The organism is Brachyspira sp. G79 (assembly GCF_002379365.1).
Taxonomy (GTDB): domain Bacteria; phylum Spirochaetota; class Brachyspiria; order Brachyspirales; family Brachyspiraceae; genus Brachyspira.
Map to the genome: position 1 here is coordinate 983,257 of NZ_JQIU01000008.1, position 21,510 is coordinate 1,004,766.

21 protein-coding genes are annotated in these 21,510 nt (G+C 28.4%); 7 read left to right on the forward strand and 14 right to left on the reverse strand.

Going from position 1 to position 21,510, the window contains the following annotated elements; translation table 11 throughout:
• Positions 1-44 precede the first annotated feature (44 nt).
• From KQ44_RS05715 to tsaD, 4 genes are all read left to right on the forward strand, one after another.
• Positions 45-599: a hypothetical protein gene (locus KQ44_RS05715; RefSeq protein ID WP_096736607.1), complete on the forward strand. Its 555-nt coding sequence runs from the start codon at positions 45-47 to the stop codon at positions 597-599.
• Positions 600-1,083: 484 nt separating this feature from the next.
• Complete coding sequence (locus KQ44_RS05720; RefSeq protein ID WP_096736608.1) at positions 1,084-1,839, forward strand: GAF domain-containing protein; 756 nt, start codon at positions 1,084-1,086, stop codon at positions 1,837-1,839.
• Positions 1,840-1,842: 3 nt separating this feature from the next.
• On the forward strand, positions 1,843-2,601 hold the full coding sequence (locus KQ44_RS05725) for a S8 family serine peptidase (protein ID WP_096736609.1): 759 nt from the start codon (positions 1,843-1,845) through the stop codon (positions 2,599-2,601).
• A 73-nt stretch (positions 2,602-2,674) separates the two neighbouring features.
• Positions 2,675-3,697, forward strand: coding sequence for a tRNA (adenosine(37)-N6)-threonylcarbamoyltransferase complex transferase subunit TsaD (gene tsaD, locus KQ44_RS05730; RefSeq protein WP_096736610.1), 1,023 nt, complete (start codon positions 2,675-2,677; stop codon positions 3,695-3,697).
• A 97-nt stretch (positions 3,698-3,794) separates the two neighbouring features.
• On the opposite strand, the gene KQ44_RS05735 is transcribed toward tsaD, so the two are convergent.
• From KQ44_RS05735 to KQ44_RS14880, 3 genes are all read right to left on the reverse strand, one after another.
• A complete protein-coding gene (locus tag KQ44_RS05735; RefSeq protein WP_096736611.1) occupies positions 3,795-5,279 on the reverse strand; it encodes a hypothetical protein in 1,485 nt (494 codons plus the stop codon).
• Between the two features lie 65 nt (positions 5,280-5,344).
• Entirely contained in the window at positions 5,345-6,655 is a 1,311-nt protein-coding gene (locus KQ44_RS05740; protein WP_240516503.1) for a SpoIIE family protein phosphatase, read from the reverse strand.
• Between the two features lie 59 nt (positions 6,656-6,714).
• Complete coding sequence (locus tag KQ44_RS14880; protein ID WP_240516504.1) at positions 6,715-7,116, reverse strand: hypothetical protein; 402 nt, start codon at positions 7,114-7,116, stop codon at positions 6,715-6,717.
• Positions 7,117-7,316: 200 nt separating this feature from the next.
• On the opposite strand from KQ44_RS14880, the gene KQ44_RS05745 reads away from it, so the two are divergent.
• Positions 7,317-8,291 carry a tRNA-dihydrouridine synthase family protein gene (locus KQ44_RS05745; RefSeq protein ID WP_096736612.1) on the forward strand — a complete coding sequence of 325 codons (975 nt, stop codon included), beginning with the start codon at positions 7,317-7,319 and terminating at the stop codon, positions 8,289-8,291.
• Positions 8,292-8,369: 78 nt separating this feature from the next.
• Here the strand turns inward: KQ44_RS05745 and KQ44_RS05750 are convergent, their stop codons facing one another.
• The 3 genes from KQ44_RS05750 to nagE form a co-directional block, all read right to left on the reverse strand.
• Positions 8,370-9,485, reverse strand: coding sequence for an ABC transporter ATP-binding protein (locus tag KQ44_RS05750; protein WP_096736613.1), 1,116 nt, complete (start codon positions 9,483-9,485; stop codon positions 8,370-8,372).
• 785 nt (positions 9,486-10,270) lie between these two features.
• The gene (locus tag KQ44_RS05755; RefSeq protein WP_096736614.1) at positions 10,271-11,281 is read right to left on the reverse strand and encodes a PTS transporter subunit EIIB; all 1,011 of its coding nucleotides are present in this window, start codon (positions 11,279-11,281) and stop codon (positions 10,271-10,273) included.
• A gap of 137 nt (positions 11,282-11,418) precedes the next feature.
• On the reverse strand, positions 11,419-12,879 hold the full coding sequence (gene nagE, locus KQ44_RS05760) for an N-acetylglucosamine-specific PTS transporter subunit IIBC (protein WP_096736615.1): 1,461 nt from the start codon (positions 12,877-12,879) through the stop codon (positions 11,419-11,421).
• Positions 12,880-13,169: 290 nt separating this feature from the next.
• Here nagE and KQ44_RS05765 point away from each other — a divergent pair, with 290 nt between their 5' ends.
• Entirely contained in the window at positions 13,170-13,634 is a 465-nt protein-coding gene (locus tag KQ44_RS05765; protein WP_096736616.1) for a PTS glucose transporter subunit IIA, read from the forward strand.
• A gap of 89 nt (positions 13,635-13,723) precedes the next feature.
• Here the strand turns inward: KQ44_RS05765 and KQ44_RS05770 are convergent, their stop codons facing one another.
• The 6 genes from KQ44_RS05770 to KQ44_RS05795 form a co-directional block, all read right to left on the reverse strand.
• Positions 13,724-15,067 carry a sigma-54 dependent transcriptional regulator gene (locus tag KQ44_RS05770; protein ID WP_096736617.1) on the reverse strand — a complete coding sequence of 448 codons (1,344 nt, stop codon included), beginning with the start codon at positions 15,065-15,067 and terminating at the stop codon, positions 13,724-13,726.
• The gene (locus KQ44_RS05775) at positions 15,060-16,265 is read right to left on the reverse strand and encodes an ATP-binding protein (RefSeq protein ID WP_096736618.1); all 1,206 of its coding nucleotides are present in this window, start codon (positions 16,263-16,265) and stop codon (positions 15,060-15,062) included. The genes KQ44_RS05770 and KQ44_RS05775 overlap by 8 nt, the downstream gene beginning before the upstream one ends.
• 63 nt (positions 16,266-16,328) lie before the next feature.
• Complete coding sequence (locus tag KQ44_RS05780) at positions 16,329-16,883, reverse strand: GNAT family N-acetyltransferase (protein WP_096736619.1); 555 nt, start codon at positions 16,881-16,883, stop codon at positions 16,329-16,331.
• A gap of 28 nt (positions 16,884-16,911) precedes the next feature.
• Entirely contained in the window at positions 16,912-17,445 is a 534-nt protein-coding gene (locus KQ44_RS05785) for a methylated-DNA--[protein]-cysteine S-methyltransferase (RefSeq protein ID WP_096736620.1), read from the reverse strand.
• Positions 17,442-18,083, reverse strand: coding sequence for an isochorismatase family protein (locus KQ44_RS05790; protein ID WP_096736621.1), 642 nt, complete (start codon positions 18,081-18,083; stop codon positions 17,442-17,444). Before KQ44_RS05790 ends, KQ44_RS05785 begins: the two co-directional genes overlap by 4 nt.
• Before the next feature lie 17 nt (positions 18,084-18,100).
• Positions 18,101-18,673, reverse strand: a complete 573-nt coding sequence (locus tag KQ44_RS05795; protein WP_096736622.1) for an HD domain-containing protein — start codon at positions 18,671-18,673, stop codon at positions 18,101-18,103.
• 176 nt (positions 18,674-18,849) lie between these two features.
• Between KQ44_RS05795 and KQ44_RS05800 the strand changes: the two genes are divergently transcribed.
• Positions 18,850-20,130: an ankyrin repeat domain-containing protein gene (locus KQ44_RS05800; RefSeq protein ID WP_096736623.1), complete on the forward strand. Its 1,281-nt coding sequence runs from the start codon at positions 18,850-18,852 to the stop codon at positions 20,128-20,130.
• Between the two features lie 5 nt (positions 20,131-20,135).
• Here the strand turns inward: KQ44_RS05800 and KQ44_RS05805 are convergent, their stop codons facing one another.
• The gene (locus tag KQ44_RS05805) at positions 20,136-20,708 is read right to left on the reverse strand and encodes a hypothetical protein (protein WP_096736624.1); all 573 of its coding nucleotides are present in this window, start codon (positions 20,706-20,708) and stop codon (positions 20,136-20,138) included.
• 144 nt (positions 20,709-20,852) lie between these two features.
• Positions 20,853-21,434, reverse strand: a complete 582-nt coding sequence (locus KQ44_RS05810; protein WP_096736625.1) for a hypothetical protein — start codon at positions 21,432-21,434, stop codon at positions 20,853-20,855.
• Positions 21,435-21,510: the final 76 nt, after the last annotated feature.

The window sequence follows — 21,510 nt, forward strand, 5'->3', positions numbered from 1 at the left end:
ACAAATAATATTTTAAACAATTATAATTATCATAAAAATTGATAATGTATAATGATCATAATAGAATTACTAATATTTCATATTATGATATCAATGATGATAAAATCAATGCCTATGTATACAGCCATGAATATTTATGTTATGAAAGTTATGCTTCTCATTCAATAGAATATGATAAAAAAGGTAATATTATAGAAAATGCTTATTTAGATGAAAACGGAAACTATAAAAATATATCATCAGGATATGCAATATGCAGATACAGTTATAATGATATAGGACTGCCTACTGAAGAAACTTATTATGACAGTAATGAAAATAAAACTGTTTATCTTAATTCAAAAAAATTGTTTTTTGGATTTCATAAACTTACACGTGAATATGATGATAACGGTAATGTTATAAAAATCTTATTTTATGATATAGATAATAATCTATGTATGGCAGATGTAAAATATGAACATTCCGCTTTTGACAAAATAAAATGTGCAGGACTTATATATGAATATAATAATTCAACAAGAAGTAAAATTACATATTTAGGTACTAATCAAAAAGAAATAAATGTCACGAAATGTATATCTATAATAAAATTTTAATATGAGGAAATAAATAATAAAAATAATATATAAAAATATAAGATGCAATAGATTTTAAAATAAAAGAGTGTTTATAAATATTAATTTCATTATAATAATTTTTTAAATTTAATATAAGACATTATATAAAAATATGATAATAGTAACATAATAATTAAATATGTTTCCATAATTTAAATAATAATCTTACTGAAAACCGATTTTGATATGCCAAAATGACTATTTATTATTGCCCCAACAGAAAATCATATAAAAACTACTATAATAAAACTAATGGTATAATAAATAATTATAAATAAAAATTATAAATATATAATTTTTTATACAATATTTTATTTATTTATAAAAATTACATAAATAAAATATTTTACTTGAAGTTTTATAAAAATATGTTAATTAATATATAAAGATATTTAATTAAATATACTATAATACTATTAATATATTTAATTAAATATAGTTTTTGATAAAGGTATTATATAATATGGATGGTTTAAATCTGGATTCACTTATAAAGCAGATGGATTTTGCTCTTTTAATTACAGCTTCAAAGCAGGAAGAGGATTGTTTTAATATAATCATAGATACTGCTGTATCAATAACAGATGCTGAAGCAGGACATTTACTTCTATTAGATGATGATATGGAATATTTAGTATTAAAAGCATATAAGACAATAAACAATGAAAAGGTTGAAGATTTTAAAGTACATATAGGCAGAGGTATTGCAGGAAATGTATTTATGTCTGGACAGGCTTTAAATATTGCAGATATATCAGAGAACAAAGATATGTATAAATCAGTAAGTTCTGCTTTGCATGATACAGAAAATACTATAAAAATAGAAATAGATGATATAGCAATAGTACCTATAAAAATAAAAGATGAAGTTATAGGAGTTTTGGAAGTTATAAATAAAAAAGATAATTCTCATTTTTCACAGCAGGATATGAATCATTTATATTCTTTTGCAAAAATAGCTTCTATTGTTATTGAAGATAATTATACTGATAGAAATATAAGAGAAATATTAGCCTCATCTCTTAAAGATATTTCTAAAAGAGAAAAAGTTATTGAAAAGCTTGATTCATATACTAAAAACCCAATATTAAAAGAGGCACTGGAAATTTCAAATCTTTTAAATAAAATAGGAAATATAGATGAAAGAGAACTAGTTTTCTGTAAACAATTTTTGAATAATTATTTAGTACATTTAGAAAAAATGCTGTTAAGGAAATAAATTATGAAGTCTGAAATATTCCATATAAATAAAGATGATATATTAAAAGGTTTGAGCGGAAAGGGAGTAAAAATTGGAATTATAGACAGCGGTATAGAAGCCTCTCATAATGCATTTAAAGATAATAACCCAATAAAAGGAGGTGTTGTAGTAGAATACGAAAATGATGAAGCTGTTATTAAAGATTATAAAGGATATGATCAGTACGGACATGGAACTGCATGTGCTGGAATAATACATTCTATAGCTAAAGATGCTGAACTCTACAGCATACAGGTATTGGGAAATAAATTGTCTGGAAAAGTAGATGTATTTTTAAAAGGTTTAGAGTGGGCTATAGAAAACAAAATGGATATTATAAATTTGAGTTTAGGAACTACAAATAAGACATACAGTAGCAATTTTTATAATTTATTAGACAAAGCATATTATAAAAATATAACTTTAGTTGCTGCTGATAATAATGAGCCCATACCAAGCATACCGTCAATATTTTCTTCTGTAATATCTGTTGAAGCTATAGCAAGCGATGATAAATATGAGTTTTATTTCAGAGACAGCAACTGCATAGAGTTTTTGGCAAGAGGTTTATATGTAAAAGTACCTTGGGTTAACAATTCATATATGACAATGCTTGGAAACAGTTTTGCTGCTCCGCATATATCTGGAATAGTCGCTCTTCTTAAAGAAAAAAATAAAAATCTCTCCCCATTTGAAATAAAGAGTATATTAAAAAATATAAGCAGTAATGATAGTATATAATTCTTAATTAATAAAAACTATTTGCAAATATAAATATATATATTATAATCACTAAAAATATATTGGAGAACATATGAAAATATTAGGCATAGATACTTCCTGCGATGATACTTCTGTGGCAATAGTTGAAGATGGAAATAAAGTTTTATCATCAGTATTAAGCTCATCAATAGACGCTCATAAAGATTTTCAAGGAGTAGTTCCAGAAATTGCAGCAAGAAAACATTTGGAAGCTATACTTTATGTAATAGATAAAGCTATAAAAGATGCTGATACCTCATTAGAGGAAATAGATTTATTTGCAGTTACAAACAGACCAGGGCTTTTAGGTTCTCTTCTTGTTGGAGTAGGAAGTGCAAAGGCATTGGCTTTTTCACTAAATAAACCATTACTAGCATTAGACCATATAGCAGCACATATTTACTCACCTCATCTTACAAATAATATAGAGTTTCCATATATAGCATTAGTTGTATCTGGAGGACATACTATAATAACAGAAGTTCATGACTACGGAGAATATAAAGTTGTAGGTACTACATTAGATGACGCTGTAGGTGAGGCTTTTGATAAAGTAGCCAAGTTTTTAAATCTAGGATACCCAGGAGGACCTATAATAGATAAACTTGCAAAAGAAGGAAATAAAGAAGCAATAAAATACCCTGTTATTTTACTTAACGGTATAGATGAATACAATTTCTCATACAGCGGACTTAAAACAGCATGCGTATACTCTACAAAAAAATATTTAAAAGAAGGATACAAAGCTACAAATGAAAATATAGCTACCGCCTTTCAAATAAGTGCTATAGAGCCTTTATATATAAAAACTCTTAAATACTCACAAAAAAGCGGTATAAAAAGAGTTACATTATCTGGAGGGGTTGCCTGCAATAGTTATCTTCGTGAGAGATTTGGAAACTCAAAAGATTTTGAATGCTATCTTCCAGCTTTAAAATACACTACCGACAATGCCGCTATGGTAGCAGGACTTGCATACTATATGAAAGATAAAGAAAGTTTTGCTGATTATAGTTTGGACTGCTCTTCTAGGGTGCTTAATAAAAAGTATAATAAGAATAAAAGTATTAAATAGTATTTTTTGAATTTATAATTAAGGCTTTACCATTACAAATTAAGTAATTAAGTAAAGCCTTATTTTTTTATTAAAAAATTTATATTATTTGTTTTATTTATTTTTCAATAAGCCATTCATCACCATATTTTTTAACCTCTAAAATTACAGACTCTCCTGCATCACTCCTTATGCATAGAGAATCTCCATCATAATTTACTATATCTTTAAGCGTCATTTCATTAGTTATAATATTAAGATAATAATCAATTTCCTGTGTAGCTAAAAACCAGTCTGCTTCCATACCCTCAACAGCTCCGTCATTTTGTTTATTTTCTTCCAAATGCTTTTTTATTTCTTCAAAACTATTTTCTAAATTTTTAATATAATTGTCAGAAAAATATCCTGAATTTTCAAATTTAGCTATATAGAGATATACATTCTCCATGTTAATCTCATAATATCCGCCGCCCTCAAAATCAAAATCTACAGTTTTATTAAAAATATCATTTAATTCACTGTAATTTTCAGCATACCATCTGCAGGCATTATAATACGCTTTTTCTTTAGTGCTTTTATCATCAGCATTTATTATTTCAGGAGCTTTTTTATATATACCAGTAAATCCATAGCTTCCGTTAGGCTCTGTTACCATAATAGTATCAATATTTATAGGCTGAATAGATATAATATAACCTCCATCAGCACCTACAACCTCTTCATAATCTAAAGTCTGAGAACCTATACCGCAATAAGGTTCAACATACTGATTTTCTGATAATAACATTTTACTAACATCTGTACTTTGAATATTGGTTACTGTTTGTCCATTTTCATCTGTAGTTATGTTAACAGCATAGAAATAGAATGTTCCGTCATCATTTTTCTTTAATTCGATAGAAGCATTATAACCATTTGTATATACATTATCAAAATTATAATTATTAATATCCCCTACTTCTTCTGGTCTGTAATCTGATTTTGATATTAATATGCCTCTTGATATTCTATTGTACTCATCAAAAGTTACATCGGCTTTATTCTCATAAGGAAAATTATCAAAATTAGGATTTTCTTTTACTTCTCTGTAGTAATAATTAGAATAATAATTTTCTTTTTCCCATTTAGTCATTATTGTTTCAATAGGGTCGCCTTCATAGCCTGCATAATTATCTTCATAAAGAATTCCGTTTATTACTGAAAAGCCTTTATAATTTGTAGCTATATTGCTTGGTCCTTCTTTGTATCTATCTTGTATATTATAAGTTTCATAATAGTAGGCATTAGTTCCATCTTTTGAAGATTCAAATATGTAATTTTTATCTTCTCTATAACTTCCATGCTCAAATACATACTCTATATCTCCGTTATCTTTGAAAGTATATTGAGAATTTCCGCCTATTAATATTTTATTTTTTACTTTTTCTAAAAATGCTGCATCTTCTTTTGATAATATTTCTGTTGCTGGTATAGTTTTATTTGACTGTACTGACTCATTTGTATTAACAGTATTTACATTAACATTTGTTTGATTATCAGTTTTATTACCACACTGAATTATAAATAAAGACATAATTGTAATTAATAAAAGTATTTTTTTCATATTAATCTCCATAACAAATATAATTTAGTATAGTATAATATAATTACAAATATATCAACAAAATATTATAATAATCTTGCAACTAAAAGAGTGATATCATCAAACTGAGGAGTTTTTCCTCTGAAAGAAATAGTTTCATTAACTATATCATCAACTAATTCTTTAGCATCATCATAATCATTTTTAAGAATATTTTTAAGCCTTTCTTCGCCATATTCTTCTTCATCTTTATTGAAAGTTTCAGTGATACCGTCAGTATATAAAATAATAGTATCTCCGTTAGAATAAGAAATCTGCTTATTTTGATATGAAGCATCTTCAATAAATCCTAAAGGCTTACCATGAGTGTGCATTTCATATATAGAATCTAAAGAACTAATTTGATATTTTTTAATTAAATACTGGGTTAAATGTCCTGCATTAGAATATGTAAGAGTTTTATTTTCAGTATCAATAACAAGAAGGAAACAAGTAACAAACATACCATTATTGGAATCTTTGTATATATGCTTATTGGCAGATTCTAATATTTTGGCAGGATCGTCCATCTCAGAAAAATACACTCTAAGTATAGAGCGTGTCATAGTCATAAAAAATCCAGCCCCCAAACCTTTACCAGATACATCAGCTATAACAAGAGCATATTTAGTATTACTTATCTTTATATAATCGTAGAAATCGCCACCTACATTTTTACTTGGTATGCTTACCGCTGCTATATCAAATAAACCATCATTAGGGAACTCTTTAGGAAGTACGCTTTTCTGAAGCTGTTCTGTAAAATTAATCTCTTCTGTTAAAGATTCTTTTATTTTTGATTCTTCAGATAATAATACATGCATATAATTCTCGCCTATCTGCTGAGCAAGCATCTCTAAAAGCGATAAATTACTTAAATTAAATGCCTTATCAATATTTCTCTCTGTAGCAGAAAGAAAACCTATTATCTCATCTTTCGCTACTATAGGAGCTACCATAAAACTATTTCTTTTATATCTAAGATTTTTATTAGGTCTGAATCTGCTATCTCTGTCTACATCATAAGAATAAACAGGCTTTCCAGTACGAAGAACTTCTGAAAGTACATTGTCATCAACAGTTACAACTCCATATTTAAGAACATCTTCATCAATACCAATACCAGCCTTAAACTTGAAAACTCCATTCTCTTTTAATATTACAGATACCCGATGAGCTTCAAACGCCTCACACACTATACTAATATTATCATTGAGTATCTCTTCTATAGTTTCGCATTTATTAATAGAAATAGACATCTGATACAAAGCACCAACCTCATAAGCCCTTGACTGTGCTCTGTCATATACCATTTTATTAACTAAAGCTAAAGATACAATATTTGCAAATAATGACATTACAACTGTATCCTGCTCTATAAACTTACCATTTTTTTTATTTATTAAAAATAATGAGCCTATATTTTTTTTCTTACTTTTAGAGGTACAAATAATATATTTTTAAGCTCTTCTCCTAATACTTCTTTCATAGGAATAAAAGCAGAATCGTCCTGAGGATCATTAGAATATAATGAAGATGATGTAGTATAAGCTCTTACAGCTAGAGGTCTTTCACTATCTATAATATTTCCGAAAAATTTACTCCCTAAAGGACCTATGGACATTTCGTAGTGAAGATTATACAATTCCTGATCTACCAAATATAAAAGAATAGAATCTGTATACATTATAGTTTTTATTTCTGATATGATTGTAACCAAAGTTTCATCATGATCACTGCTGGCATTCATTCTTTTGATAATACCTGAAAATACTTCAAGCTGCTTTTCTGGATTATCTACTATATCATATATATCCACACAATACCTCTAACGTTATTAGTACATACTATTTTATTATATCATAGTGTATTTTATAGTCAACATATATTTATAATTAATTATATTTGCTGCAAAACTTGATTAATTAAGATTAGTTTTATTTAGTGATATGATATTGAAGTTTTTTTATTAATTGTATATATTATAGAGAAAAATTTATATATATTTTTAAGGAAAGTATGAAAAGAGGCATAACAATAGAAGGTATAAATATACCATCAAGATTTTTTCTAGCACCAATGGCTGGATATACTGATTATGTATTTAGAAGATTGTCAAGAAGATTTGGAGCAGGACTTCTTATAACAGAGCTTGTAAGTGCTGCTGCTTTGGCAAGACAGGTTAAAAAAACTTACAGATATATGGAGCATAAAGAAGATGAATACCCAATATCTCTTCAGCTATTCGGAGCTAATGAAGATGATTATAAAAAAGCAATAGAAATAACCAATTTAAGCGGATTTTCATTTATAGATATTAATATGGGCTGCCCCACAAAAAAAGTAGTAAAAAATAACGGAGGGGCTGGACTTTTAGAAGATACAGATAAAATGATTTCTATATTAAAAGCAGTAAAAAGCGTATCGCCTTTACCTGTAAGCGTAAAAATAAGACTTGGATTAAAACGAGGAGAAGGCGGGGAAATAGAAAGAGCATTAGCATTAAAAGAAAATGGAGCATGCTTTCTTACATTGCATGGAAGATATGCAAGCGATTTATACAGAGGCACTGCTGACTGGGAGGCTATAGCAAAAGTAAAAGATGCACTTGGAAAAGATTATATACTAATAGGAAATGGGGATATAAAAACAAAAGAAGATGCATTAAAAGCATTTAATATATCAAATGTAGACGGCATAATGGTGGGAAGAGGTGCTGTTGGCAATCCTTGGATATTTAGAGAGCTTAATACAATATTTGAAGATAATGATTATTATAATAATGATATAACAGAAAATGACAGCTTAAAAAACATTATTAAAGAACATATAAACGGATGCTGTGAGTTGTATGGTGAAATAAGCGGCATACATTTTATGCGTAAATTTGTTATGAAATATCTTACTGGATATAAAATGGAAAAAAAAATTGATCTTATGAAATGCGAAAGTAAAGAAGAATTATTTAAAATATTAGACAGCATAATATCTTAATAATTTAAATATTTATAATAAATAAGGCTCTGCATCAAAAAGCAAAGCCTTATTTTAGTATTACTATTTTATTATTACTTACTGCTCTACTAAAATATTTTTCTGAGTATCTTTGTCAAATATATGAAGTCTATTTAAATCAAAATCCATAAATGCCTGCTGATCTCTTTCATAATCATCACTTGTATTTATCCTTATAGTAATTTGAGAATCTCCAAAGTTCATATATAAATAACTTTCAGAACCTATCATCTCAATAACATCAATAATAGCCTGTATTAAATTTGGAGAACTGCTTTCTGATTTATCTTTATATAAAGAAATATTTTCTGGTCTTATTCCAAGTACAACTTCTTTTCCATCGTAAGAATCATCAACTTTTGAAATTCTTTCGTTATTAAGTTCAATTTCATATCTGTCAAAACTAGCATACCACTTTCCACTTTTTTTAGTTAAAACAGCATTTATAAAATTCATCTGAGGAGCCCCAATAAATCCAGCTACAAATAAATTTTTAGGACTATTATAAAGTGTTTTAGCATCATCAACTTGCATAATATCGCCATCTTTCATAACAACAATCCTAGTACCCATAGTCATGGCCTCTACCTGGTCATGAGTTACATATACAAAAGTAGTTTGAAGCTGTTTATGAAGTTTAATTAATTCTGTACGCATCTGCACTCTCAATTTGGCATCAAGGTTTGATAAAGGCTCATCTAATAAAAATACAGATGGATTTCTTACCATAGCTCTTCCTAAAGCTACCCTCTGACGCTGACCTCCTGATAATGCTTTGGGCTTTCTGTCTAATAAATGAGCTATATCAAGAACCTTAGCTGCCCATTCAACACGTTTTTTTATTTCATCTTTCGGAGTTTTTCTTAATTCCAGACCAAATGCCATATTTTTAAATACTGACATATGCGGATATAAAGCGTAGTTCTGAAAAACCATCGCAATATCCCTATCTTTTGGAGCTACATCATTAACTAATCTATCCCCAATATAGAGTTTACCATCTGTTATATCTTCTAATCCTGCTATCATACGAAGTGTAGTAGATTTTCCACAGCCAGATGGACCTACGAGAATAACAAATTCCTTATCTTCTATATCTAAACTAAAATCCTTAACTACTTCTACCTTATTATCATATACTTTTCTTACATGCTCAAATTTTATACTTGACATAATGTAGCCCTTCCTTTTGTTTATAAAATATTATTATTTTAGTCATGCATATACTTAATATATCAAAATTATTTTAAGCAAAAAAAATTACAAATTATTAAAAAATCATATATCTTTAAAGTTTAATAGCTTTTTATATAATTGTCAAGTTTTTATAACATATAAATAGATTTTTATTGTTATATTTCACATTTATAATCAATAACATGAAAATAAATATGAAATTATGTATTTTTCACTTAAAACATAATAAGAAGTTTAATCATAATAGAAAAAGTTAATTATTTTACAGAGTATAAATTATAAAACTTAATATTATATCAAAAAATTATTTAATTTTAAATTGAAAATATAATATACTGAAACAATTTTATTTTGTCAATTTAAATTGCTCAATGTATTATCAACTTTTTGCCGCACACACATGCATAAAACATACATAAAAGGCTACTTCGTCAAAGTTTTTATCCTTTGAATACTATTCGCTAAAAACTCAATTGATACAGCTTTATATGTAGGTATTACATATTAAATGTATGATAATACCCAAATTTAATCTAAAAATTTAGTTTTTTACATAACAAAGTGGAGTTGGCATAGACTTAGTTCTAGCAGAAGGTGTACCATACCCATACATAGCAGTATTTCCTTCAGTTACGGATGGATAGCATCTAAGAACTGGTATTAGGTGCTAGCATAACTTCGCAGCAAAGTACAGCAAATATACAAATTTAAAAAATTATTTTTTGAAAAACTATGTTTATTTGAGTATATACTTTTTATTTTTATAAAGTAAATGTTTTAAACTCATTAGCAAGTAAATTAGCGTCTGTACCTACTACTATATGAAGTTCATTATTATTTATTTTTTCTAAAGCTGGATAATACTTCATTATCTCTTCTGTATTAACTTTACTCATATCTTTCACTTCAAGTCTTAATCTAGTAGCACAATTATCTACTTTTACTATATTCTCTATTCCTCCAACCAAAGGAAGGAGCAAAACTGTTTTTACTTTCTGACTTTCTAATAATTTTTTCAAAGCTTCAGCAAGCAAACTAGCATCAGTGCCTACTACTATATGTAGTTCTGTATCACTTATTTTTTGTACAGCTGGATAATATTTTTTTATTTCTTCAGCATCAACTTTATTTATGTCTTTTACTTCAAGTCTAAGTCTAGTAGCACAGTTATTCACTTTTACTATATTCTCTATTCCTCCAATAAAAGGAATAATAGCCCAAGCTCTGCTTCCATAGCAGTTTTCATTACTATCTTCACCAGAAGAAGTATTAGGAATATTCAATACTTTTTCAAGCTCCTCAGCCAAAGAAAAAGCCTTAGTACCTACTACTATATGTAGTTCTGTATCACTTATTTTTTGTACAGCTGGATAATATTTTTTTATTTCTTCAGCATCAACTTTATTTATATCTTTTACTTCAAGTCTAAGTCTAGTAGCACAGTTATTTACTTTTAATATATTTTCTCTGTTTCCAAGCAAAGGAATAAGCAGTAATGCCCTATTGCATGAACTATCATCAGAAGCCAATATTCTTTCTAAAGATTCTGCAAGCAAACTGGCATTAGTACCTACTACTATATGTAGTTCTGTACCACTTATTTTTTGTACAGCTGGATAATATTTTTTTATCTCTTCAACATCAACTTTACTTATATCTTTTAATTCGAGTCTCAATCTAGTAGCACAATTATTCACTTTTAATATATTTCCTCTTCCTCCTAACAAGCTTAAAGGAAGTATAAATTTTATATTTTTTTTATTATCTTTCATTATTAAGCCTCATAATATTTAATTATTATAATATTAACACAATATTTATTTTATTTCTATATAATATACACATAAAAAACCTGCAGTAAAATAATAATACTGCAGGTTATAATACTTTTAAATGTTATAATAATTAATTATTTCTTAGCTATTTTCTTAAACTCATCAGCCAAAAACTGTACTTTAGGTCCTACAATTACTTGTACAGAAGTTTTTCCAGGAGTTAAAACACCAGGGAACAATTTTTTAATTTCAGAAGCCTGTATAATAGTATTATCTTTAACTTCTAATCTTAATCTAGTAGCACAATTATCAATATCAACTATATTTTCAATACCTCCAAGTAAAGGAAGAAGTAATAATGCTTTTTCTGCATAAGAAGCATCACCTGAAACAGTAACTTCTATTTCTGCTTCATCATCATCTTCTCTTCCCGGAGTTTTAAGATTAAATTTTCTAATAGCAAAATCAAATATAACAAAATAAAGTATAAAGAATACTATACCCTGTACAATAAGCATGTACCAATGAGTAGCTAGAGGGTTTTTAGTAGATAATAACAAGTCTATTAAACCAGCAGAGAATCCAAAACCAGCCATCCATTTCATACTAGCAGAAATAATCAAAGATATACAAGTAAGCAAAGCATGTATAACATATAATACAGGAGCTACAAACATAAATGAAAACTCTATAGGTTCAGTAACACCAGTAAAGAAACTAGCAAAACCAGCTGCAAGCATTATAGATTTAATTTTATTTTTATTTTCAGGTTTAGCATTTTTTACAAAAGCCACACAAGCACCTAAAAGACCAAACATCATAATAGGGAAAAATCCTGCCTGATACATACCAGTAACACCTATAGTAGCAGTACCAGCATCTATGGAAGCCTGACCGCCTAAGAAATTGGGTATATCATTAATACCAGCAACGTCAAACCAGAATACTGAGTTAAGAGCATGGTGCAAACCAACAGGGATTAAAAGTCTGTTGAAGAAGCCGTATATACCAGCACCTATAGGACCAAGACCTATTATAGCCTCACCAAAAGCTACCAAAGCACCATAAATTGCAGGCCAAATAACCATTAAGATGAAAGATACTACCATCATAACTACAGAAGTAATTATAGGTACAAACCTTCTTCCGCTGAAAAATGCCAAAAATTCAGGCAGTTTTACCTCAGCAAACTTATTATACAAACCTCCAGCTATAACTCCGCAAAGTATTCCTATAAATTGGTTATTAATTTTAGCAAAACCTGCAGGTACTTCAGCAACATCTTTACTTTGAATCATAGCAACTGTAGCAGGTGCTAAAAGAGTTGTTACAACCAAAAAAGCAACAAGTCCTGCCAAAGCAGCAGCTCCGTTTCTATCTTTAGACATACCAAATGCCACACCAATAGCAAACAATATAGGCATATTATCAATAATAGCTCCGCCTGCCTTAATAAAGAATGCCGCAACAGGGCTTCCTCCTCCCCAGCCATTAGGGTCAATCCAATAACCAATACCCAACAAAATAGCTGCAGCAGGAAGTACAGCTACTGGAACCATTAGAGATTTACCTATTCTTTGTAGATAATTAAACATATATCCTCCATAAAAAATAAAAAAAATAATTATCTTTTATTATTAAAAATTATTTACAATTATATTTTCGTCATTAATATAAAAAATAATTTTATAAATTACAATAATAAAAAACAATAATTTTTACATATATTACTAGTATAGTACTTATTTATGATATTATCAAGCACTTTTTGTTAGTTTTGTTAACTAACAAACAAATAGTTATATATTTTACTTATTTTACATATAAGGTTATTTACTTTAAAAACTTTTATGATAAAATTATAAAAAATATGAGGAGGCATTATATGGGTTTATTCTCTAAAAAAATTGAAATAAAAAGTCCTGTAAAAGGAAAATTGATTGATGTTACTGAAGTAAAAGATGAAGCTTTTTCAAGCAAGGCACTTGGAGATGGAATGGCTATTATTCCTTATGAAGGAAAAGTTTATTCTCCTGTTGATGGTGAAGTTGTTACTATGGTAGACAGTAATCATGCTATAGGAATATCTGCTAAAGGTGTAGAAATACTTGTGCATATAGGAATGGATACTGTTAAATTAAAAGGAAAACATTTCAAAGCTCATGTTAAGGAAGGAAGTAAAGTAAAAGCTGGAGCCTTATTAATAGAATTTGACAAAGAAGAAATTGAAAAAGAATATGATATCACTTCACCTATTATAATACCAAACTTCTCAGAATTAAAATCATTAGAAAAAACTGAACATAGAGATGTTGAAGTTGGCGATGTTATAATGACTATAGTTAAATAATATTTTTTTAATAGATTTAATAAAAAATAAAATAATTTTAAGGAGGAGTGTTTTTTATTAGCTCCTCCAATTTATTATTAATAAAATAATTAATCTTTAGAATCTTCTTTTAACTTTCTATAAAGTGTAGCCCTCTCAATACCCAATATTTTTGCAACCTGAGCTTTATTAAAATTATTATGGCTAAGAAGATAGTTAATATACATCTTTTCAAGCTCTTCCAAAGTAACATTTTCTTCAACAACAAAATCATCATTACTGCTGCTTTTCAATGCCCAATCAGGAATACTGTTTTCATCTATTTTACCATCTCTGCACATTACAACCATAGTTTCTATTGTATTTCTAAGCTCTCTAACATTACCATCCCATTGTAAAGACGATAATATTTTATAAACTTTTTTATCAACAGAATTTATTTCTATAGAATGTACCTTTGAAAACTCTTTAATAAAATTATCTATCAAAAGCGGTATATCCTCTCTTCTCTCTCTAAGAGGAGGCATCTCTATTTTTATAACATTAAGTCTATAATATAAATCCTCTCTAAACTTACCTGCTTTTATCTCTTCAGACAATTTTTTATTTGTAGCAGCAATCACTCTTATATCAACATCAATAGGAGTGTTAGAACCTACCCTCTCAATTACCCTCTCTTCAAGCACCCTTAAAAGTTTAACCTGAACAGCCTGATTAATCTCCCCTATTTCGTCCAAAAATATAGTGCCTTTATTTGCTGCCTCAAATCTACCTATCTTTTTATCAACTGCACCTGTAAAAGAACCTTTTTCATGACCGAATAATTCACTTTCAAGTACACCTTCAGAAAGTGCCGCACAGTTTACAGTAATGTATGGCTGTTTCGCTCTGTCAGATATTTGATGAATAGCACTTGCTACTAATTCCTTACCTGTTCCACTTTCTCCCTCTATAAGAACTGTAGCTTTAGTTCTAGCCACCTGTTTTATTGCTTCATAAACTTTTAATATCTTAGCACTATGACCTATCATTCCGTAAAAACTTTCATTGTAGTCAACACGTTTTTCTAAAGTTTCATTAGTCTTTTTTATATTTTTGCTCTCTAATGCTCTAGCTATTATTAAAAGCATTTTATCAAGATTAAAAGGCTTAGTCATAAAGTCATAAGCTCCTAACCTCATCATCTCAACTGCAGTTTCAACATTGCCATGCCCTGTGAGAACTATAACTGGTATATGCTTATCAAACTCAAGTATATCTTTTAAAAATTCCTCTCCTGTTTTTTCAGGCATTTTTAAATCCGTTATAACTAAATCTATTCCGCCTTTATAAACGGTTTCTATACCCTTTTCTCCGTTTTCTGCAGTTACTACTTCATAACCCTCAAACTCTAATGATTTTTTGATACCATCTCTTATATTTTTTTCATCATCTATTACTAATATCTTAGGCATAATCTAATAAATCCGTATTTAAAAATTTTTGATTTTCTTGCTTTAAAGGCAATTTTATTATAACCTCACTGCCCTTTTCATATTCGCTTTCTATTGTTATATTGCCATTATGTGCCTCTATTATACGCACTACATTTGTAAGTCCAAGTCCTGTACCATGTCTTTTGGTTGTAAAGTAAGGTTCAAATATTTTATTTAATGTCTCTTCTTTCATTCCAATGCCAGTATCTTTTATACTTATAATAGCATAGTTATCAATAGTTTTTAATTTTATATAAATCTCTTTTTTATTATGATCTTTTTCATTATCTTTATTATCATTCATAGCATCAATAGCATTCTGTATTATGTTAATTAAAGCCTGTTTTATATATCTTTCATCTAATTTTAGTATTAAATTGTCTTTATCAAATTTTATATCTATACTAACATTATTTTTCTCTATCTCATATTTTAAAAATGAAACTGTAGAAAGAATAAGTGCATTTATATTAACATCTTCAATATTTAATTCTAGTTTACGTACAGAAAACAAAAATGAGTTAATTGTATCTTCAAGCCTCCCAATTTCTTCTTTGATAATATCAGAATATTCTTTAAAATCCTTATAGCATTGACAGTCATTATCCATATTCTTTTTTATTATCTTATCTATAAGCTGAACATATATAGAAATAGATCCAAGCGGATTTTTTATTTCATGTGCAACACCAGCAGCAAGAGTTGTAAGAGAAGCAAGCTGTTCTGCACGTTTAAGTTTCTGAGCACTCTCATAAGTTTTTGTTATATCGAATGCTTTTATAAGCGTACCTATAATTCTTCCGTTCTCTCCTATAGGAAGTATATTTATCTGAAGTATTCTTTCATTTTCATTATCTTTTAAAAGTTTAGTTTCTAAGTCGCTGCTATTAATAAGCTCAAGTATAGTTTTTCCTATATCATTATCAGGCATACATTTTGAAAGAGATTTTCCTTCGGAGTTTCTAGGTATTGAAAATAAGAAGCAAGCCTTTTTATTTATTCCCTGTATCATTCCTTCATTATCTATTGCTATTATACCCTCTTCGAGATTTTCTATGATAATATTTTGCGAATACCAAAGCGTAGATAATCTTTGAAATACTTTCTTCTTTTCAGTATCAGAAACCTTATCGAAATTCTGAAAAATTTTATCAAAAAACTGATTAGTTCTATTCATTTTATAAAGTATAATAAAAATAAAAAAAACTTCAATAGATATACTTTATAATTTGACATAATTTTATACTTCATCATTTATTATAGTCATATGAATATGGTCTTCCCATTTACCGTTAATATTTAAATATTTTTTTGCAAGTCCCTCATATTCAAAACCCAATCTTTTTGCCAATTCTAATGAAGGTTTATTATGAGGCATAATATTCGCTTCCACTCTATGAAGTTTTAACTCTTTAAAAACTATTATTACTGCTGCTTTTAATGCTTCTGTCATATACCCTTTATGCTGTTCAAACTCATCTAATTTATAGCCTACAGTAGATGATAAAAAACTTCCCATAAATATATTAGTAAAATTAATCATTCCTATAATTCTTTTTTTATCTTCTATTTTATAAATCCAAAATTTAAGCATTCTTCCTGCTTTAATTTCTTCAAGTTCTCTTTTTATGATGTTTTTATGAGTATTAACTTTATAAAAAACTTCAGGTCTTTGAGGGTCAAACTGCTTAAAAAAATTTCTGTTTCTGCTGTAAAAATCGGTTATACTCTCTGCCATATTTATGCTCGGCTGAACTAAAAAAAGTCTGCTGGTTTTATAAGTCTTTTTAAGCATAAAAAACAACCTCTTTAAACAAAAATCATTAAGGCATAATTTTAAGATTTACGATATTAAATCCTTCATGAGAAAGCAGATATTCTTTTTTATCCAATCCTCCAGCATAACCAGTTAATCTTCTGTTAGAACCTACAACCCTATGACAAGGTATTATAATAGCTATATTGTTTTTTCCTTCAGCTGTGCCTACAGCCCTTGCTATACTTCCTTTTTTATCTGAAATATTTTTCGCTATATCAGAATATGTCAAAACTTTTCCGAAAGGTATTTTTGAAGTTTCAATCCAAACTTTATATTGAAAATCTGTACCATATACTCCTAAATCTACAGTAAATGTACTGCTGTTTTTAGAAAAATAATTATCAAGTTCTTTTTTTACTCTTTTTATAATGGAAGGCTCTTCATCTTTTATAATAATTTGATTATCATTTAAATCGAATGTTAATGAAGTAATATATTGACAGTCATCATTAGAAGTAATTATTAAATCCCCTATAGGACTTTTATAAATATAGGCTTTTTTAGAATATTCTTTTTTATCAAGCCTAATAATCTTCACAGTCTAACCTTTTTAAGATTAATAAGAGGGCATGATGAATAAAGCCCTTCTATTACATCTGGATTAACAGCAGCTGATGCATATTCAAGCACATTAACACTGACTAAATACTCAGCATCAATAGAAGCTACATATTCTGCAGTATCTCTTGCGGTATAAAATACACAGTAATCCAAAGCAACTCCAACAAAATCAAGTATCAGCGTTTCTTTATTTTCTCTTGCAGCATCGATAAACTCTTTATGCATATAAGAAAAACCAGAATTTCCCTCATCATCAGGATCAACACCCTTTTGAACATATATGTAGTCTCTCTTCTTTCTAAGCCCATCAACTATAGCCGATCCGTAAGTCCTTGCAACACAATGACGAGGCCAAAGAGTTAATATCTCTTCATCTCCTGTATCCTGATCTATTACTTTTATTTTTGAAAAAGGCTCTTTTTCATGAGTAGAGGCAAATGATATATGATTGGAAGGATGCCAATCCTGAGTGGCAATTATAGCATCATATTCTCCATTTTTTATAAGATCATTGATTATAGGTACAAGTTTTACAGCACCTTTTACTGCCATAGGACCGCCTTCCATATAATCATTTTGCATATCCACTATTGTCAATATCTTTATTTTACTCATAGCACAAAATCCGTAATTTAGGAAATTTTCTTAAGACCTATACTCTCCTGTATAGGTATAAGTGCCTGTATAGTTTCTTTAATAAGTTCATCAATGGGAACTCCTAACATATCAGCACCATTATTTATTACTGTTCTATCAACTTTAGCTGCAAATGCTTTATCTTTTAATTTCTTCTTTACTGATTTTACTTCCATATCGTCCAAACTCTTTGAAGGTCTCACTAAAGCACATGCTGTAATAAAACCTGCAAGCTCATCAACCGCATATAATGTTTTCTCCATATTGTTTAAAGGCTCAATATCAGTACAAAGTCCGTAACCATGACTTTGAATAGCACGTATAAAATCTCTTGGAAGTCCCTCTTCTTCAAGTATCTCTTTAACTTTTATACAATGTTCATCTGGATATTTCTCATAATCCATATCATGCAAAAATCCAACCATACCCCACTCATCTTCATCTTCGCCGTATTTTTTAGCAAAATATCTCATAACTGCCTCTACAGATAAAGCATGTTTAAATAGAGACTGCTCTTCATTGTATTTTTTAAATAATTCAATAGCTCTTTCTCTTTCTATGCTTGCCATTTAAAAACCTCCAAAGATTAGCATAAGTATATATTATATTTTCCTATTTTTCAATATTTTTATTCTTATATTTACATAAATTAAAATAAATATCACAAAAAAATTATAATAAAAATTAATATAAAAACGATTATTATATAGTATTAGTATACATAATATTATTAATAGGACTAATAATGAAAAAAATTATAATAGCTCTTATATTTATAAATATCATAAATCTATACGCTGTAACTGAAAATGAAAACAAAATGATAAATGCTGTCAAAATAGGAGATGTAAGAACTATACAAACATTATTATCTCAAAATGTAAGCCCTAATACTAAAGATGAAAGAGGATATTCTCTGCTGCATATAGCTGCAGAAAATAATCAAACCTCTTCTATAAACGCATTAAAAAACTCCCCATATACCGATTTAAACATACTTTTAGATAAAAATACAAATATCACAAATAATAATAAAAATATAAATGTTTCATACTATTCTGCTATGGACATTGCTGCTATTAATAATAACTTTGAAAGTGTAAAATTGTTAATAGATTCTGGGGCTAATATTAATTTTCAAATGAAAGAAAAACCAAGAAGTGAGTTTCTAGCTTCAGAATATGCAAACCCAAAAATATTAGAGCTTTACTTAAATAAAAATATATATCTTCTTATGAACAGTGAAGATGTTATATCATTAATAAAATCTGCTTCTATTGGAAATAATGCTCAAAATATAAACTATTTGGTAAAAACTTTGGGGATAGATGTAGATACAAAAGATACAAATACAATGCTTCATTATGCTGTAGGTGCTGGTTCCATTCAAGCAGCGGAAGAATTAATAAAATTAGGTGCTAATGTTAATAATACAAATGCCAATTTCAAAACACCTTTGCAGTATGTAATAGAAAATGATTCTAATAAATTACTTGAAAGTGTAAGTCTTTTACTATCAAAAAATTCTGATCCTAATATACAAGATAAAAACGGTAATACCGCTATGCATTTAGCAGTAATGAACTTAAACAAATCAATAGAATATACAAATGTCATGAACTTGCTCATAAAATACAATGCTAATCTTAATATATTAAATAATAATAATGCAATGCCTATAAATATCGCAGCTGAAAATAACTATACTGAAGCTATGAATATACTAATAAATTCAAAGACAGAATTAAACAATATTTATAAAGGATATGCTCCTATTCATATGGCAGTGAAAAATAATAATATATATGCTGTAAAAAAATTATTGTCAAATGGAGCGTATGCTGATATAAAAGATGAAATAAGGGGATATACTCCATTATGCATATCAATAGAAAATAATAATTACGAAATGTGCAGAACACTTATAATAAATAATGCCTCTATAGATAATAATGCCATAAACCTAATAAATAACTCAGCAAATGAAGAGATAAAAAAATTATTAGAAAGTCAGAAAATGGATTAAATTATTTAAAACCAATATCTAAATCCAAAATCACCAGAAAATCTAAAAAATTTGGCAAAAGTCCAGCCTGTATGACTAGGATACCAACCAAAAGTACCAAATCCCTCACTACCTACAGCTATTACATTAAGTCCAGGTGCAATCTGCAAAAATATCTCCCAATCTCTATCAACTATAAAAGAAACACCAAGAGGAACTCTAAAACCTAAACCTATATTCCAATAATTATTACCAAACTCTGCAACAGCCTCAGCCCCCGCCCCAAAATAAAGCCAAGCATCTGATTTTCCAGCCTCTCCAAGTCTATGCTTTAATCCCCACCAATCTGCACTAGCACTTAATCCTATCCATGCCCAGCCTTTAGAAGATATACCTACATTAAATATACCGCTGAACATAAAAGGAACAACATCAAATTTTCCTGTTACACCTAAAGATACCTGACTTGGGAAACTAAATCTAAGAAAAAATCCAGCACTGCTTCCATCTGGGTAATCGGCATATAATTTTGATGATAATGAAAAAATAGAACAAAAAGAAATTATTATAAAAGCATAAACTGCCATTTTTCTAAACATAGTATAAAAGTCCAAATTAGTATTTAATTATTATTTTTAATAAATATAAAAAATAATATCGAAAAGTAAAGAAATTATCTTTACAAAAAATAAAGCCCCGCTTAAATAAAAAGCGAGGCCATTAATTTCAATTACATTTTTATATTAGAACCAATATCTGAATCCGAACTGGAATGTTAGATGTAGAAAATGTCCAAAATTCCAGCGATTTCTATGTCTATCATCAGTATCTCCAAGATATAGACCTAACAAAGATACACCATAACTATCAGCATGTATAACATTAAGAACAGGTGCAGGTTCTAAGAAAATCTCCCATTTTTGTTTTATTAAGAAAGAGAAACCTATAGGCATTCTTAATCCTGCATTAATAGACCAATAATCTGAACCAAAAGCAGTATCAGCAGCAAGTCCAGGTCCTAAATAAAAATGAACATCTGACTCCCCTGCTTTACCCAAAGGTATTTTTAATCCCCACCAATCCATAGTTAAACCAACACCAAAATATTGATAACCAGTATTAACTATATTGGCAACAGCCTGAACACCAAACATCAAAGGTACACCTTTAAATTGTCCTACTAAAGTTAAACCCTGATTTGGATATCCAAAAAATAATGAAGCTCCTATTGCTGCACCATCAGAATAAGCAGCTTCTGCCTTTTTTGGCATAGCAGCAGCTAAAACTAATATCATAGCTGCTACAAGCGTAATCTTTTTAAACATAATATTCTCCATGTTTTATTTATAGACACTATACTATTTATGTATAAAAATGTCAATAATTAACATAATATTATTT